This window comes from Pedobacter sp. Leaf176 (assembly GCF_001424305.1).
Lineage (GTDB): Bacteria > Bacteroidota > Bacteroidia > Sphingobacteriales > Sphingobacteriaceae > Pedobacter.
Map to the genome: position 1 here is coordinate 416,013 of NZ_LMPD01000006.1, position 14,284 is coordinate 430,296.

Below are 14,284 nucleotides of genomic sequence, written 5' to 3' on the forward strand. Positions count from 1 at the left end.
TCAGGGGATTTAGGGATTACGCTTGTGGCGCAGCTGGTTTTTCTGGTCTCGGCAATAAAACTTTACGGGAAAGTTTCATTTTACCTTGTTTATCGATGTCTAATAATTTAACCTCGATCTTATCACCTTCTTTCAATACACCATCCATAGTTTCTAAACGTTCCCATGAAATTTCAGAGATGTGTAGTAAACCATCTTTACCTGGCATAACCTCAACAAATGCACCAAATGGCATAATTGATTTTACTTTACCCTGGTAAACTTCACCAATTTCTGGCTTTGCTACGATGTTACGGATACGAGTAACTGCAGCATCAATAGCGGCTTTGTTATCGGCAAAAACTTCAACGATACCTTTACCATCAACTTCTTCAATAGAGATTGACGCACCGGTTTCGCGTTGCATTTCCTGGATAATTTTACCTCCAGGGCCGATAATTGCACCAATGAATTCCTTATCAATAGTTAAAGAAACAATACGCGGAGCATGTGGTTTATAATCCTCATTAGGTGAGCTGATGGTTTTCTTCATCTCGTTTAAGATGTGTAAACGACCTTCTTTCGCCTGTAATAAAGCTTTTGTTAAAACTTCGTATGATAAACCATTGATTTTTAAGTCCATTTGACAAGCGACGATACCGTGTTCAGTACCAGTTACTTTAAAGTCCATATCACCTAAATGATCTTCATCACCTAAAATATCAGATAGAATTGCGTATTTACCAGTTTTCTCATCGGTAATTAAACCCATTGCAATACCTGAAACCGGCGATTTGATCTTAATACCTGCATCCATGAGTGCTAGTGTACCAGCACAAACAGTTGCCATTGATGATGAACCGTTAGATTCTAAAATATCAGAAACAATACGAATTGTATAAGGATTAGCCTCACCCTGTGGCAATACTTTTTTCAACGAACGTTGCGCTAAAGCACCGTGACCTATTTCACGACGACCAGCACCTCTGTTTGGTCTAACCTCTCCGGTTGAGAAACCCGGGAAATTATAGTGTAATAAAAACTTATTATAACCATTGAAGAAAGCACCATCAATCATTTGCTCATCGTCTTTGCTACCTAAAGTAACTGATGTCAATGATTGAGTTTCGCCACGTGTAAATACGGCCGAACCGTGCGCCGCAGGCAAATAACCAACTTCACTCCAAATCGGACGGATTTCTGTAGTCTTACGACCATCTAAACGAATACCCTCATCCAATAACAAATTTCTAATTGCATCGTACTGAACATCATGGTAATAATGTTTAGCCATTGCTTTAGTTAAATCTGCAGTATCTTCAGGCATGGCCTCAAAAAACTCATTTATAATAGCTGTAAATCCTTCTTTTCGAACATCTTTATTGCCACCAGCTTTCGCTACAGCATAAACTTTATCATAAGTATCGGCATAAACCTTCGCTTTTAAATCAGCATCGTGGTCTTCGTGGCTATATTCGCGTTTAACAGTTTTACCTGTAGCTTCAGTTAATTCAACCTGAATAGCACATTGAACTTTTATTGCATCATGTGCAAATTTTAAAGCTTCAACCATTTCATCTTCCTGAATTTCATCGCACTCACCCTCAACCATGCCAATGTCGTTAGCCGAACCAGCAACCATAAACTCTAAAGTCGCACGCTCCAACTGGCTGGCTAATGGATTGATTACCAGTTTACCATCAATTTTAGCAACACGTACTTCAGAAATCGGACCGTTGAAAGGGATATCAGAAACTGATAATGCAGCAGATGCTGCTAGACCTGCCAAACAATCTGGCATAATGTCTTTATCAGCAGATATTAAAGAAATCATTACCTGTGTATCCGAGTGGTAATCACTTGGAAACATTGGACGTAAAGCCCTATCCACTAAACGGGAAATTAAAACCTCGTAATCAGATAATCTAGCCTCACGACGTAAAAAACCTCCTGGAATACGGCCTGTAGCCGCATATTTTTCTTGATAATCCACCGATAAAGGTAAAAAATCAGTACCTGGTTTAGCACCAACAGTAGATACCACTGTTGCTAACAACATCGTATCGCCCATTTTTACTACAACCGAACCATCAGCTTGTTTAGCCAACTTACCAGTTTCGATTTCAACAATTCTGCCATCGCCCAAATCGAACGATTTTTTTATTACATTCATTTAAATAGAATTATGATGTGTTTTCCTCTTTCTACACACCGTTGTTTATATATGTTTTTGTTTTTGCAAACGAAGATAAGATATAAAAAGCCTATCTATAATAAATCCTGTTAAAATATTTAACAGGAAATGTAAAAAGCCATTCCCTAAAGAATGGCTTTCGCTGATAAAATTCGCTTATTTTTGTTTAATGATATCACGAAGCTCTAAAGCTTTAATGATAGCACGGTAGCGCTCAATATCTTTTTTGTATAGGTAAGCCAAAATACCGCGGCGTTTACCTACCAATTTTTGAAGTGACAACTGTGTAGAGAAATCTTTACGATTTTTCTTTAAGTGCTCTGTTAAGTGCGCAATACGGTATGTAAATAACGCTACCTGACCTTCTGCAGAACCCGTATTGGTTTCTACTTCGCCGTGTTGTTTAAAGATTTCGGCTTTCTTTTCTGGACTTAAATACATTTCTTGAATAATATTAAAGCAATAAAAATTAATTAATTGTGGCGCAAAGATAAGGTAATTTAATAAATAATCAAAGAAATGACCAATTGTTTAATTACAGAATTGTATGCCTGATCTAAAGCTCATTTCTAAAATCAAATTTCTGTTTTACCTGGTGGCACATTTCCGCCTCAGGTTAATGAAAATTGCTAAGCGGCTTAAAGAACTGGACGAGATGGGAAACTTAATTTTTCTTATTGATACGCTCTAATTCCAAAACGTCTAATTGGTCTTTAGGTCTGTTGGTTGCGCGCTTGTTATCAAGAAGATGATTGTAGTGAAGAAATCTTGCTTTAATACCATTAATCTCATCAACGGTCGCCATTTGAAAATAGTCATCAAACTTCTGTTTATCCAATCCAGGAATATCGGTCATTAAATCTGCATACATTCCATCATCCATCAACACTTCGCAATAACCCGCAATTATAGGAACATCTAAAAGCATATTATATTTGCCATAGCCCATTTTATCCAAAGCATAAATTAAATTTTGCCTGTTTTCTCTTGTATCCTTTAAATAAATATCCAGGTCTCCTGTTGTACGATTGTAACCATAACGGTTTACTGCAAAACCTCCAACAATAAGATAGCGCAAATCAAATTGCTCAAATGTTTCCAATAACAAAAGCATTTCCGGGTTTTCTTTATAGAAGGACATATTGAAAATTACGTATTTGGCTTTCGAATCACAATTCCTTTTCCCTGAGGAAATTTTAAGGGTCTTCCTCCATTCATAGTTACCGAAATTTGATTAAGTTGTAAAACACCAAAAAAGCGTTGTTTAGCTGTTCGGCTCAAATAGACACTTTCACGCTCATTAACAATTGTTTCGCGCGGGATCGAAGTATCATATAATTTAAGTTTCCCCATTTCAATCAAAAATAAAGAAAATAGATGAGATATCTTTATATTTAGATATCAAACCTTATCCTATTTTTGCATAAAACCTTTACCCTTGGAAAAGAATCAATTTAGCATTTTCGAAAGCGAATTACGTGTACGTCCCGATGATATAGATATGTTTAATCATGTACATAACAGCAAATACTTGGATTATGTATTGGCCGCCCGTTACGAGCAAATGGAAAAATTCTACGGAATGCCTTGGGAACATTTTACCAAACGGGGTTTGGGTTGGGTTGTAAGTCATGTGGATATTAATTTCAAACGTCCGCTTTTAATGAACGATTTGATGTTAATACGAACAGGTATTTTAACCATGCATGATAAGGGTTGTTCAGTCCAGTTCGAAATCATAAATAAGAAAACAGGTAAAGTAGCTTCTGACGGGATTTTCGATTATGTATTAATTGATTTAAACACCAGCCGCGGAACAAAAGTTACCGAAGAAATGATTAAGGCATATAGTATCTAGTCAGGTACCAGAAGTACGGAGGTCCGAAATATAGAAGTTCAGAAATATTTTAAAACACGGATCTATATAGTAACCGAAACATATCGCTTAATATTTTTATACCCCGATTAAAAAATAAATTCTAAGGATTCTGCATTTCAGTGGAAAAATCAATCAACTCACCAGAAATCAGTCATAGAAATTTGACAATCCGGAAATTTATCTATCTTTGCTTTATCAAAAGAACAGAACCATGATAGTATCTGCAATCCGTTTGAGGTTTTAAACAACCGAGGATTTCCCCTTTTCATTTTCAGATATGTGCAAGCTAAAGTTGCGTATCTATTGGTTTATTCGTTACATTTTATAATTATTTTATGTCGCAGTCAGTAAAGACACAGGGCAAACTATCAACTTTTTTTGATGTACTAGTACAATCGCTAAAAGGCAACGAGGTTGATTTAACTTCGATTAGTATTAAAAGAGCAATTATTTTACTCGCCATTCCAATGATGCTGGAAATGGCGATGGAATCGGTATTTGCATTAGTCGATTTATATTTCGTTGGTCACTTAGAAAACAGTAGCCATGCTATACAAACAGTAGGTTTAACAGAATCGGTTCTGACTATTATTTATTCCCTAGCCATTGGATTAAGCATGGCAGCCACAGCTGTCGTTGCAAGAAGAATTGGCGAGAAAAATCCGGAAGCAGCATCAAAAGCGGGTATGCAAACCATCGTAATTGCTGTAGCGGTTAATATTCTAATTAGCATTGCCGGATTAATTTACGCAAGAGATATTCTTTTACTAATGGGCGCATCAACTGAAACGGCAGACCACGGAACAACTTTCGTCCGAATTATGATGGGTGGAAGTATTATTATCGTTCTTTTATTTTTAATCAATGGGATTTTCCGAGGGGCTGGTAATGCTGCAATTGCGATGCGTAGTTTATGGATAGCAAACATTGCGAATATTATCCTCTGCCCTGTTTTTATTAATGGTTTCGGACCAATTCCTGCATTTGGTTTAACTGGCGCTGCCATCGCTACAACAATAGGTCGCGGTTTAGGTGTAACTTATCAGGTTTACAATTTATTCAATGGCAAAAATGCTTTGAAGATTAGAATCAGCCATTTCATTCCCGATTTTGAACAAATTAAAGCCATTGTTAAAATTGCGGCACCTGCTATTTTCCAATTTGTAATTGCAAGTTGTAGCTGGGTGTTTTTAGCCGAATTGGTGGCAACGACAGGTGGTGATGAAGGATCTGCTGGTTATCAAACTGCGCTTAGGTTAATGATGTTTTTCCTGTTACCTGCCTGGGGTTTAAGTAATGCAGCAGCAACTTTGGTAGGACAAAATTTAGGTGCAGGTCATATTGATAGAGCCGAACAATCAGTTTTCCATACCTTAAAATACATTATCATTTTTATGGCGGTGGTAAGCATCGTGTTTTTAACCTGCGGCCACTTATTTGCATCGTTCTTCACTTCTGATTTAAAAGTAATTGAGATTGCAAGTCGCGCCCTGAAAATATTAAGCATTGGTTTCATTATATACGGTTCAGCAATGGTTTTTAGCAGCGCATTCAACGGTGCTGGTGATACCTGGACACCTACCAAAATAAACATTTTTGCTTTCTGGTTATTCCAGATCCCGTTCGCATATTTCCTTGCGAAATATTTAGAGATGGGTCCAACGGGCGTTTTTATTGCCATACCGAGTGCCGAAGCAGGAATTGCCATTGCTGCATTTATCTTATTTAAGAAAGGTAAATGGAAGAAAACGATGGTGTAATTATGAAAGCTAGATAACTCAAAAATAATTTAGCCGGAGCGCATAGATTTAAACGGAATAAAATTCCTTTCCGTTTTTCTATGTTTCTGTGGCAAAAACAAACCTTTTTGACCACGATTTTCAACCTTACATTTTCCATTAAAAACTATATCTTTGCGCAAAGATGAAGCATATACGTAATTTTTGCATTATTGCACATATCGACCATGGTAAAAGTACTTTGGCCGATAGGTTATTAGAATATACAGCGACAATTTCGCAGCGGGAAGCGCAGGCGCAATTGCTCGACAATATGGATTTGGAGCGTGAGAGAGGCATAACAATTAAAAGTCATGCCATACAAATGAACTACAAAGTTGGAGATATTGAGTATAATTTTAACCTAATTGATACCCCCGGACACGTAGATTTTTCATACGAAGTTTCGCGTTCTATTGCGGCTTGCGAAGGCGCTTTGTTGATTGTTGATGCATCTCAAGGAATTCAGGCGCAAACCATTTCGAACTTATATCTGGCTTTAGAGCACGACCTTGAAATTATCCCGATTTTAAATAAAATGGACCTGCCTGGGGCAATGCCTGAGGAAGTTAAAGACCAGATTATTGATTTAATCGGTTGTAAGCGCGAAGATATTATTCCCGCGTCTGGTAAAACAGGTTTGGGTATTCCTGACATTATTCAGGCTATCGTAGACCGGGTTCCCGCTCCTGTTGGTAATCCTGAAGCACCCTTACAAGCCTTAATTTTCGACTCGGTTTTTAATTCTTTCAGAGGGATTATTGCTTATTACAAAGTGGTAAATGGCGAAATTAAAAAGGGTGATAAAGTAAAATTTATTAATACTGGCAAAGAATATTTAGCCGATGAGGTTGGTATTTTGAAGCTGGATATGGCACCACGCAACGTAGTTAAAACCGGAGATGTGGGTTACATTATTTCGGGCATCAAAGAAGCCAGAGAAGTAAAAGTTGGGGACACAATTACAACTGTTGCAAGACCGTCGTTGGATGCAATCCAGGGTTTTGAAGAGGTAAAGCCAATGGTTTTTGCCGGTATTTATCCTGTTGATACTGATGAATTTGAAGAACTTCGTGAAGCAATGCATAAATTGCAACTGAACGATGCTTCTATCGTTTTCGAACCAGAAAGTTCGGCAGCTTTAGGGTTTGGCTTCCGTTGCGGTTTCTTGGGTATGCTGCACATGGAGATTATTCAGGAGCGTTTAGAACGCGAGTTTGATATGACGGTAATTACAACGGTTCCCAACGTATCATACATTGCACACACCACCAAAGGCGATGAAATTATCGTAAATAACCCTTCAGATTTACCTGACCCAAGTAAACTGGATTCGGTTGAGGAGCCATATATCAAAGCAAATATTATCACCAAGGCCGAATTTGTTGGTCCTGTTATGTCGCTTTGCATTCAAAAACGGGGAATTATTGTAAACCAATCTTACCTCACTTCGGATAGGGTTGAGTTGGTTTTCGAAATGCCTATGGGCGAAATTGTATTCGATTTCTATGATAAGCTAAAAACGATTTCTAAAGGTTATGCCTCCTTCGATTATCACCAGACAGGCTACCGCAAATCAGATTTGGTCCGTTTGGACATGTTATTGAATGACGAACCTGTTGATGCGTTATCGTCATTAATTCACCGAAGTAATGCTTACGATTTCGGAAAGAAAATCTGCGAAAAACTAAGAGAGTTGATACCTCGTCAGCAGTTTGAAATTAAAATACAGGCATCAATCGGTGCAAAGGTTATTGCCCGCGAAACTCTTAGTGCTTTAAGGAAAGATGTAACAGCAAAATGTTATGGTGGTGACATTTCCCGTAAGCGTAAGTTATTGGAAAAACAGAAAAAAGGTAAAAAACGCATGCGCCAAGTTGGAAATGTAGAAATTCCACAAACGGCATTTATGGCAGTTTTGAAATTAGATTAATAGACCCAAGATACGAGTATCAAGTAGCAAGACAACTTGCCAATCTTGTTACTTGATACTTGCTACTCGATACTTAAAAATGAAATTATTAGACGGTAAATACGTATCAGAAAAAGTTAAAGTTCAAATTGCTGAAGAGGCTGCAGACTTTTTGAATGAGAATGGCAGAAAACCGCATTTGGTTGCGATTTTAGTCGGTAATGATGGTGGCAGCGAAACTTACGTAGCCAGTAAGATGAAAAACTGTGAAAAAGTTGGTTTTAAATCATCCCTGTACCGATATGATAATTCAGTTACCGAAGCCGAACTGTTGGCTAAAATTGAAGAAATTAATCAAGACAACGATGTTGATGGATTAATTGTTCAGCTGCCTCTGCCAAATCACATCGACCCCGAAAAGGTTACAGAAACCATAGATTACCGCAAAGATGTTGACGGATTTCATCCGGTAAATCTTGGAAGGATGATGCGTAACTTACCTTGCTTTATACCGGCAACACCTTATGGTATTTTATTGATGCTACAGGAATACAATATCGATACGACCGGAATGCATTGCGTTGTGGTCGGAAGGAGTAACATTGTAGGCAGCCCGATGAGTATTTTAATGGCTCGTAACGCAAACCCTGGTAACTGTACGGTAACGCTTACACACTCACGTACCAAAGATTTAAAAGAACAGGTTTTACAGGCGGATATCATCATCGCAGCAATCGGCAAAAAGAACTTCATTACAGCTGACATGGTTAAATCAGGTGCCATTATCATTGATGTAGGCATTAACCGCGAAACTTCTACAGAAACCAAATCTGGCTTTAAGTTATTTGGAGATGTAGATTTTGAAAACGTGGCGCCTCAGGCTTCCTACATCACGCCTGTTCCGGGTGGTGTAGGTCTAATGACGATTGTTGGCTTATTAAAAAATACATTGGCATCAGCCAGGAAAGAAATATATTCTTAATGTTGAGGGTTTAAGGACAGAAGGTCTAAGACAAAGCTCAAAACAAAAACAAAAGCGGTTCATATATTGAGCTGCTTTTTTTTACGTATACTATTTTTAAATTATACGTGTATTTTGTATATTTGTTTAAAACAACAAGACAATGGATGCTAAACTAACATTAAGCTTTAACCAAAACGTAGTTGATAGGGCAAAAAAGTACGCTGCTGAAAACAACATCAGTCTTTCTCGCCTGGTAGAGCATCTATTAACACAGGTTACTGCTAAAGAGTACAAATCTTTAGAAGACTTTCCAATTTCGGATTGGGTGAGCATGGTTGCTGAGGGTGAAGTAGAGTATAAAAAAACGCCAAAACCAACTCGTGAAGCTTCAAAAGACGAATTCTTCTCTTCTAAGAAATAATTGATGAAGATATTTTTAGATGCGAATGTTCTTGTTTCTGTATTGAATAAGGAATATCCACTTTATACCTATTCGTCTAGAATTTTAAGTTTAGCGTCGCATCCAAAATTCGAAATTTATACATCGCCACTTTGTTTGGCTATAGCTTTTTACTTTGCTGAAAAGAAACATAAATCACAATTGGCAAAACAAAAAATCGATTTGCTTTGCCAACACATTAAGATTGCTGAAAATTTATCAAAAAGTGTATTAGAAACTTTGTCGAACAAATCAATTCACGACTTTGAAGATGGCCTTGAATATTACGCTGCAAAATACGCTAAGTGCAAATGTATCATTACAGAAGATATTGAAGATTTTTATTTTTCTGAGATTGAGGTTTTGAATTGCCAGGAATTTTTTAAAAGGCATTTGGTTCAAGAGAAAGGACGAATGAACAAAGAATAAAGATGAGCGCCGGGATGAAAATTTAAGAATAATACGCTCAAAATCCTTGTTCATTGATCCTTATTCTTTGCTCTTTCAGCTCCAAAGCTTAGTCCACCAACTTTCTTCGAAGCCAATATACAAGCCATCTTGCCTTAACTCAGTAGGATAAATATTAATACAGTCTCCTTGCCCTTCCGCTCCTCTTCCTGTTTCCAAATTATACGCATAACGATGAATCGGACAAATTAAATGACCATTTTTACACCAGCCGCCGGAAAAATGACCGCCGGCGTGTGGGCAATGAGACTGAGTAACTATAATTTTATTTTCATTGTTCACGATACAAAGCTGTTTACCGTTTATCTCAATGGTTTTAATTGAATCAACTGGTGGAATCTGAACTTTGTTTAATGCCTTTAACCACTTCATGTAGCTAAAATAAGTATTTTAAATATCAGTGTTATTTCATCTTTGTACTAATTTTTGAAATGGGACTGCTACACCATTTTTTTTTAGGATATTTGCATCCTCAAAAATGAAACAAGACATACCAGAAGACGGCACATTACTTCCTTTAATGGAAGAGTTCTACACAATACAGGGCGAGGGATTTAATACAGGCAAAGCAGCTTATTTCATTCGTCTGGGCGGTTGTGATGTGGGTTGCCATTGGTGCGATGTTAAGGAAAGCTGGGATGCTGAAATGCATCCACTTACGACAGCTGATGTTATAGTTGAAAATGCAGATAAGTTTCCAGGAAAAGCGGTAGTAATTACCGGTGGTGAGCCATTGATTTACAATCTTGGTTATTTAACCAATAGGCTTAAAGAAAGAGGAATTTTGACTTTTATTGAAACTTCTGGTGCTTACCCACTTTCTGGAAACTGGGATTGGATTTGTTTATCTCCAAAGAAATTTAAAGCACCACGACCAGATATAACTCCTTTTGCCAATGAGCTTAAAGTTATAGTTTTTAATAAGAGTGACTTCAAATGGGCAGAAGAATATGCTGCAATGGTATCTCCAACCTGTAAATTATATCTACAGCCAGAATGGTCAAAATCCAAGGAAATTACGCCCATGATTATCGAATATGTTATGGCAAATCCAAAATGGGAAATATCGCTGCAAACGCACAAATTTTTAAATATTCCTTAAATAGTTTACATTAGCTTTGATCACCAAATGCTAATGTAATGAAATATTGGTTTCTCTTCTTCTTCAGTATATCCGGTGTCTTTTGTTGTGCTCAAGGTACTTCAAGCAGAAAGGCGCAAGCGTTTTTCGAAAAAGCGGCCCCTTATATCGAAAAATTGGATTATGCATCTGCAGAACAGGCTTTGAATAGTGCTATTGAGGTCGATCCTTTATTTCAAAATGCCCATATTTTATTGGCTGGCATCTACAAGGCTCAAAAAAAGTATTCCGATTCGAGATCGGCCTATCGCAAAGCGATTTCCATTACCAAAAATGTAGCACCTGAAGCTATATATAATTTAGCGGAAATGGAATTTGCCACACAAGAGTATGATAAGGCAAAACAACATTTTAACCAATTTTTAGCTTTAGATAATATATCGAAGTGGGCAAAACTTGCAAAAAAATATTTAACTGATTGCGATTTTGCTGCACTAGCGATAAGAACGCCTGTAAAATATGCACCTATAAACATGGGTAAGGGCATAAATTCTTCAGATTCTGAATATTTCCCTACATTAACGGCTGATGGAGAAAGCCTAATTTTTACGCGTCAGGTAAATAAAAATGAGGATTTCTGGACTTCACAGTTCAAAAACAATTCATGGAATGTAGCCACACCGTTATCAACAAAGATTAACACAACAAGGTATAACGAAGGTGCTCAAACCATTTCACCGGATGGCAAATACTTGTTTTTCACAGGTTGTAATCGTAACGATGGATTAGGTCGTTGTGATATTTATGTTTCACATCGTGAAGGAGAAGATTGGGGCGAGCCTTACAATGTAGGCAAGCCGGTTAACTCGGATTATTGGGAATCGCAGCCGGCTATAAGTCCGGACGGTAGAACGTTGTATTTCATCAGCAATCGTCCTGGCGGTTTGGGTGGATACGATATTTGGAAAAGCACGATAACCGATGATTCAAAATGGGGACCTGCGATTAATCTTGGGCCTGAAATAAATACCCCTTATGATGAAAATACACCATTTCTTCATGCGGATGGAAAAACCTTATATTTCTCCTCTGATGGTTGGCCTGGTTTTGGTCACAAAGATATTTACTACAGCAGAATGGACGATACCGGGAAGTTTCAAAAACCAATAAATCTGGGTTTTCCCATAAATTCTTTTGCTGATGAAAGTGGCTTAATCGTTAGCGCTGATGGAAATTCGGGGATGTTTTTTTCGAATTTGAAAGATGGTTTCGGAGGACAAGACATTTATACTTTTGGGATTCCCGAAGCTGCTAAACCTTTAAAAGTATCGTATGTAAAAGGTATTGTAAGAGATAAAGACAGCAAGAAGACAATTGAAAGCAATATCCAAGTGATAGATTTAAAATCAAACAAAACTGTTTTTGATGATTATACCGACCCCGAAACAGGCCAATTTTTGGCGGTAATGCCAATTGGAGGCAATTACCTTTTTAATGTTAGTGCCGATGGTTATTTGTTTTACTCAGAAAACTTTGAACTTAAAACTGGCAATATTGACAAGCCCTATAATATAGAAGTCTATATCGAAAAAATTAAGCAAGGTGGAAATGTCACTTTGAGAAATATCTTTTTCGATACCAACAAATATAATTTATTGCCTGCATCAATCAAAGAATTGGATTTGTTAATCGATTTCTTAAACCAAAACGCCAATGTAAATATCCAAATTCAAGGTCATACCGACAATGTTGGCGATGCAAAGCTGAACGAAAAGCTATCACTAAACCGCGCAAATGCCGTTTACGAGTATCTATTGAAAAAAAATATTGAAGGTAAGCGACTTACATTCATGGGATTTGGAGCAACCAAACCAATTGCGGATAACAAAACTGAAGCCGGCCGAAAAAATAACCGCAGAACGTCGTTTGTAATCACTAAAATTTGATATAACGATTTTTTTTATCGCCCTCAACTCTTCACTATTGGGAAGAAACAAATAAACCTAAAACTTCTTTCCTTTTAAAACTCTGATTTCAGAACCCTCAGCAAGCATTACCGAATCTGGTGTCGCATGATTTAAAAATGCGAAATCGCTACCATAGTTAACTCCAAAGTCTACCTCAATTCTATGATTCTTAACTGGATAAACCTGCCAACGTGGATGCTCGACACCATATTCTGATGTTCTACCTGGCCCAATTTTAGTATAACCCCAATAGTGTTCGGTAATAAATTCTTCCTCACTGCCCAGGGCAATTTCCTCAGCTTTTGATGATGCAGTTACAGAAAATCTATGCCAGTTTTTGTTCTTCCAGAGATAGTCTACTTCGAGTTGATGCTCCTGCTCAATCCAAACATGTTTCATCGGTAATGTTTGGTAGTTCTCTTTATAAATCTTGTTGGCAACGAAAGTTATCGCAGGCAGGGGAACAATTTCCTTTATGAAAACAACACCTCGTTTCCATTCTTCCCCATCCTTATATTTTACGTAAAACCTTAAATTAACTTCTTCAAAATTTGTATGATACGGAATGTTAAATCCCCGCAATTTTACATCGACAAACATAAAACCAACCAGGCTTACATAATACTTACCTTTCCAATCGTCCAATTCGGTGTGAGGTGGTAGATACTTGTTGAGAATATCAGCATCGACCGAATATTGGGCTAAAGCGAGTTTTCTCCATTCGGCTGTGAGAAATACTTTTGATGTTGCCAAGATTACAAAATTGCTTGTCTGATGCGAATTAATTTCCTCAAAGTTTCTTCTAACAAATCCAGATGCAACATGTTAGCACCATCAGATTTTGCATTTGCAGGGTCAGGATGGGTTTCAATGAATAAACCATCAGCACCGACTGCAATTGCGGCTTTTGCAATAGTCGAAATCAATTCGGGTTTACCCCCGGTTATACCGCTGCTTTGATTGGGCTGCTGTAAGGAATGTGTACAATCCATAACGACCGGAACACCAAAACCCTGCATTTCAGGTAAGCCGCGGTAATCAACAATTAAATCTTGATAACCGAATGTGTTTCCCCTATCCGTCAGAATTACTTTATTATTACCAACTTCTTTAATTTTCTCTACTGCAAATTTCATCGAACCAGCAGATAAAAACTGTCCTTTTTTTACGTTAACCACCTTACCTGTTTCTGCAGCGGCTATCAATAAATCAGTTTGGCGACAAAGAAAAGCAGGGATCTGCAAAACATCCACATAAGCAGCTGCCATTGCAGCCTCACCGCTTTCGTGAATGTCAGTAACCGTTGGCACACCAAATTCGCGACTAATCCGTTCTAAAATCCGTAGTGCTTTTTCATCACCAATACCAGTAAAAGAAGTGCCTTTGCTCCTATTGGCCTTACGGTAAGACCCCTTGAAAATATATGGAATGTGTAGTTTATCAGTAATTGTGATGATCTTCTCGGCGATTCGCATGGCGATATCCTCCCCCTCAATTGCGCAGGGACCTGCCATCAAAAAGAAATTGCCAGAGTCGGTATTTTTGATTTTATCTAAATAATTAAGCATGTGTATTTATAAGGGTAAATAGACAACGGTAATGGTGGGCATTAATACGAGCGTC

General features: G+C 37.7%; 15 protein-coding genes. 8 read left to right on the forward strand and 7 right to left on the reverse strand.

All coding sequences use genetic code 11. The features are described 5' to 3' along the window. Positions 1 to 16 precede the first annotated feature (16 nt). The 4 genes from pnp to ASF92_RS17820 form a co-directional block, all read right to left on the reverse strand. Entirely contained in the window at positions 17 to 2,152 is a 2,136-nt protein-coding gene (gene pnp, locus ASF92_RS17805; RefSeq protein WP_029275142.1) for a polyribonucleotide nucleotidyltransferase, read from the reverse strand. Between the two features lie 177 nt (positions 2,153 to 2,329). Then, positions 2,330 to 2,614 carry a 30S ribosomal protein S15 gene (rpsO, locus tag ASF92_RS17810; RefSeq protein ID WP_056096414.1) on the reverse strand — a complete coding sequence of 95 codons (285 nt, stop codon included), beginning with the start codon at positions 2,612 to 2,614 and terminating at the stop codon, positions 2,330 to 2,332. 223 nt (positions 2,615 to 2,837) lie between these two features. Continuing rightward, positions 2,838 to 3,314, reverse strand: a complete 477-nt coding sequence (locus ASF92_RS17815) for a hypothetical protein (protein WP_056096416.1) — start codon at positions 3,312 to 3,314, stop codon at positions 2,838 to 2,840. Between the two features lie 8 nt (positions 3,315 to 3,322). Next, positions 3,323 to 3,526 (reverse strand): hypothetical protein, encoded by a 204-nt coding sequence (locus ASF92_RS17820; protein ID WP_056096419.1) that lies wholly within the window; start codon positions 3,524 to 3,526, stop codon positions 3,323 to 3,325. Positions 3,527 to 3,611: 85 nt separating this feature from the next. Between ASF92_RS17820 and ASF92_RS17825 the strand changes: the two genes are divergently transcribed. The 6 genes from ASF92_RS17825 (at position 3,612) to ASF92_RS17850 (ending at position 9,574) form a co-directional block, all read left to right on the forward strand. Further along, positions 3,612 to 4,031: a thioesterase family protein gene (locus ASF92_RS17825; RefSeq protein ID WP_056096422.1), complete on the forward strand. Its 420-nt coding sequence runs from the start codon at positions 3,612 to 3,614 to the stop codon at positions 4,029 to 4,031. A 356-nt stretch (positions 4,032 to 4,387) separates the two neighbouring features. After that, on the forward strand, positions 4,388 to 5,812 hold the full coding sequence (locus tag ASF92_RS17830; RefSeq protein WP_056096425.1) for an MATE family efflux transporter: 1,425 nt from the start codon (positions 4,388 to 4,390) through the stop codon (positions 5,810 to 5,812). Positions 5,813 to 5,975: 163 nt separating this feature from the next. Beyond that, positions 5,976 to 7,763: a translation elongation factor 4 gene (gene lepA, locus ASF92_RS17835; RefSeq protein ID WP_056096427.1), complete on the forward strand. Its 1,788-nt coding sequence runs from the start codon at positions 5,976 to 5,978 to the stop codon at positions 7,761 to 7,763. Between the two features lie 79 nt (positions 7,764 to 7,842). Next, positions 7,843 to 8,724: a bifunctional 5,10-methylenetetrahydrofolate dehydrogenase/5,10-methenyltetrahydrofolate cyclohydrolase gene (locus tag ASF92_RS17840; protein ID WP_056096431.1), complete on the forward strand. Its 882-nt coding sequence runs from the start codon at positions 7,843 to 7,845 to the stop codon at positions 8,722 to 8,724. 142 nt (positions 8,725 to 8,866) lie between these two features. Continuing rightward, a complete protein-coding gene (locus tag ASF92_RS17845; RefSeq protein WP_056096435.1) occupies positions 8,867 to 9,127 on the forward strand; it encodes a DUF6364 family protein in 261 nt (86 codons plus the stop codon). 3 nt (positions 9,128 to 9,130) lie between these two features. Further along, positions 9,131 to 9,574 carry a PIN domain-containing protein gene (locus ASF92_RS17850; protein WP_056096438.1) on the forward strand — a complete coding sequence of 148 codons (444 nt, stop codon included), beginning with the start codon at positions 9,131 to 9,133 and terminating at the stop codon, positions 9,572 to 9,574. A 75-nt stretch (positions 9,575 to 9,649) separates the two neighbouring features. Here ASF92_RS17850 and ASF92_RS17855 read toward each other — a convergent pair whose 3' ends face one another. Next, positions 9,650 to 9,985: a Rieske (2Fe-2S) protein gene (locus ASF92_RS17855; RefSeq protein WP_056096442.1), complete on the reverse strand. Its 336-nt coding sequence runs from the start codon at positions 9,983 to 9,985 to the stop codon at positions 9,650 to 9,652. 106 nt (positions 9,986 to 10,091) lie between these two features. On the opposite strand from ASF92_RS17855, the gene ASF92_RS17860 reads away from it, so the two are divergent. Next, positions 10,092 to 10,715, forward strand: a complete 624-nt coding sequence (locus tag ASF92_RS17860) for a 7-carboxy-7-deazaguanine synthase QueE (protein WP_056096446.1) — start codon at positions 10,092 to 10,094, stop codon at positions 10,713 to 10,715. A 38-nt stretch (positions 10,716 to 10,753) separates the two neighbouring features. Continuing rightward, positions 10,754 to 12,640, forward strand: coding sequence for an OmpA family protein (locus tag ASF92_RS17865; protein ID WP_056096448.1), 1,887 nt, complete (start codon positions 10,754 to 10,756; stop codon positions 12,638 to 12,640). A gap of 57 nt (positions 12,641 to 12,697) precedes the next feature. Here the strand turns inward: ASF92_RS17865 and ASF92_RS17870 are convergent, their stop codons facing one another. Both ASF92_RS17870 and kdsA read right to left on the reverse strand, forming a co-directional pair. Next, entirely contained in the window at positions 12,698 to 13,414 is a 717-nt protein-coding gene (locus ASF92_RS17870) for a YqjF family protein (protein ID WP_056096451.1), read from the reverse strand. A 2-nt stretch (positions 13,415 to 13,416) separates the two neighbouring features. Beyond that, on the reverse strand, positions 13,417 to 14,229 hold the full coding sequence (gene kdsA, locus ASF92_RS17875) for a 3-deoxy-8-phosphooctulonate synthase (RefSeq protein ID WP_056096454.1): 813 nt from the start codon (positions 14,227 to 14,229) through the stop codon (positions 13,417 to 13,419). Positions 14,230 to 14,284: the final 55 nt, after the last annotated feature.

Excerpts from the sequence above, each read along its gene's own strand:
- ASF92_RS17850 (WP_056096438.1), top strand. The coding sequence starts at position 9,131 with ATGAAGATATTTTTAGATGCGAATGTTCTTGTTTCTGTATTGAATAAG.
- ASF92_RS17820 (WP_056096419.1), bottom strand. The coding sequence starts at position 3,526 with ATGGGGAAACTTAAATTATATGATACTTCGATCCCGCGCGAAACAATT.
- ASF92_RS17865 (WP_056096448.1), top strand. The coding sequence starts at position 10,754 with ATGAAATATTGGTTTCTCTTCTTCTTCAGTATATCCGGTGTCTTTTGT.
- ASF92_RS17830 (WP_056096425.1), top strand. The coding sequence starts at position 4,388 with ATGTCGCAGTCAGTAAAGACACAGGGCAAACTATCAACTTTTTTTGAT.
- ASF92_RS17815 (WP_056096416.1), bottom strand. The coding sequence starts at position 3,314 with ATGTCCTTCTATAAAGAAAACCCGGAAATGCTTTTGTTATTGGAAACA.
- ASF92_RS17845 (WP_056096435.1), top strand. The coding sequence starts at position 8,867 with ATGGATGCTAAACTAACATTAAGCTTTAACCAAAACGTAGTTGATAGG.
- ASF92_RS17855 (WP_056096442.1), bottom strand. The coding sequence starts at position 9,985 with ATGAAGTGGTTAAAGGCATTAAACAAAGTTCAGATTCCACCAGTTGAT.
- kdsA (WP_056096454.1), bottom strand. The coding sequence starts at position 14,229 with ATGCTTAATTATTTAGATAAAATCAAAAATACCGACTCTGGCAATTTC.
- pnp (WP_029275142.1), bottom strand. The coding sequence starts at position 2,152 with ATGAATGTAATAAAAAAATCGTTCGATTTGGGCGATGGCAGAATTGTT.
- ASF92_RS17860 (WP_056096446.1), top strand. The coding sequence starts at position 10,092 with ATGAAACAAGACATACCAGAAGACGGCACATTACTTCCTTTAATGGAA.
- lepA (WP_056096427.1), top strand. The coding sequence starts at position 5,976 with ATGAAGCATATACGTAATTTTTGCATTATTGCACATATCGACCATGGT.
- rpsO (WP_056096414.1), bottom strand. The coding sequence starts at position 2,614 with ATGTATTTAAGTCCAGAAAAGAAAGCCGAAATCTTTAAACAACACGGC.
- ASF92_RS17840 (WP_056096431.1), top strand. The coding sequence starts at position 7,843 with ATGAAATTATTAGACGGTAAATACGTATCAGAAAAAGTTAAAGTTCAA.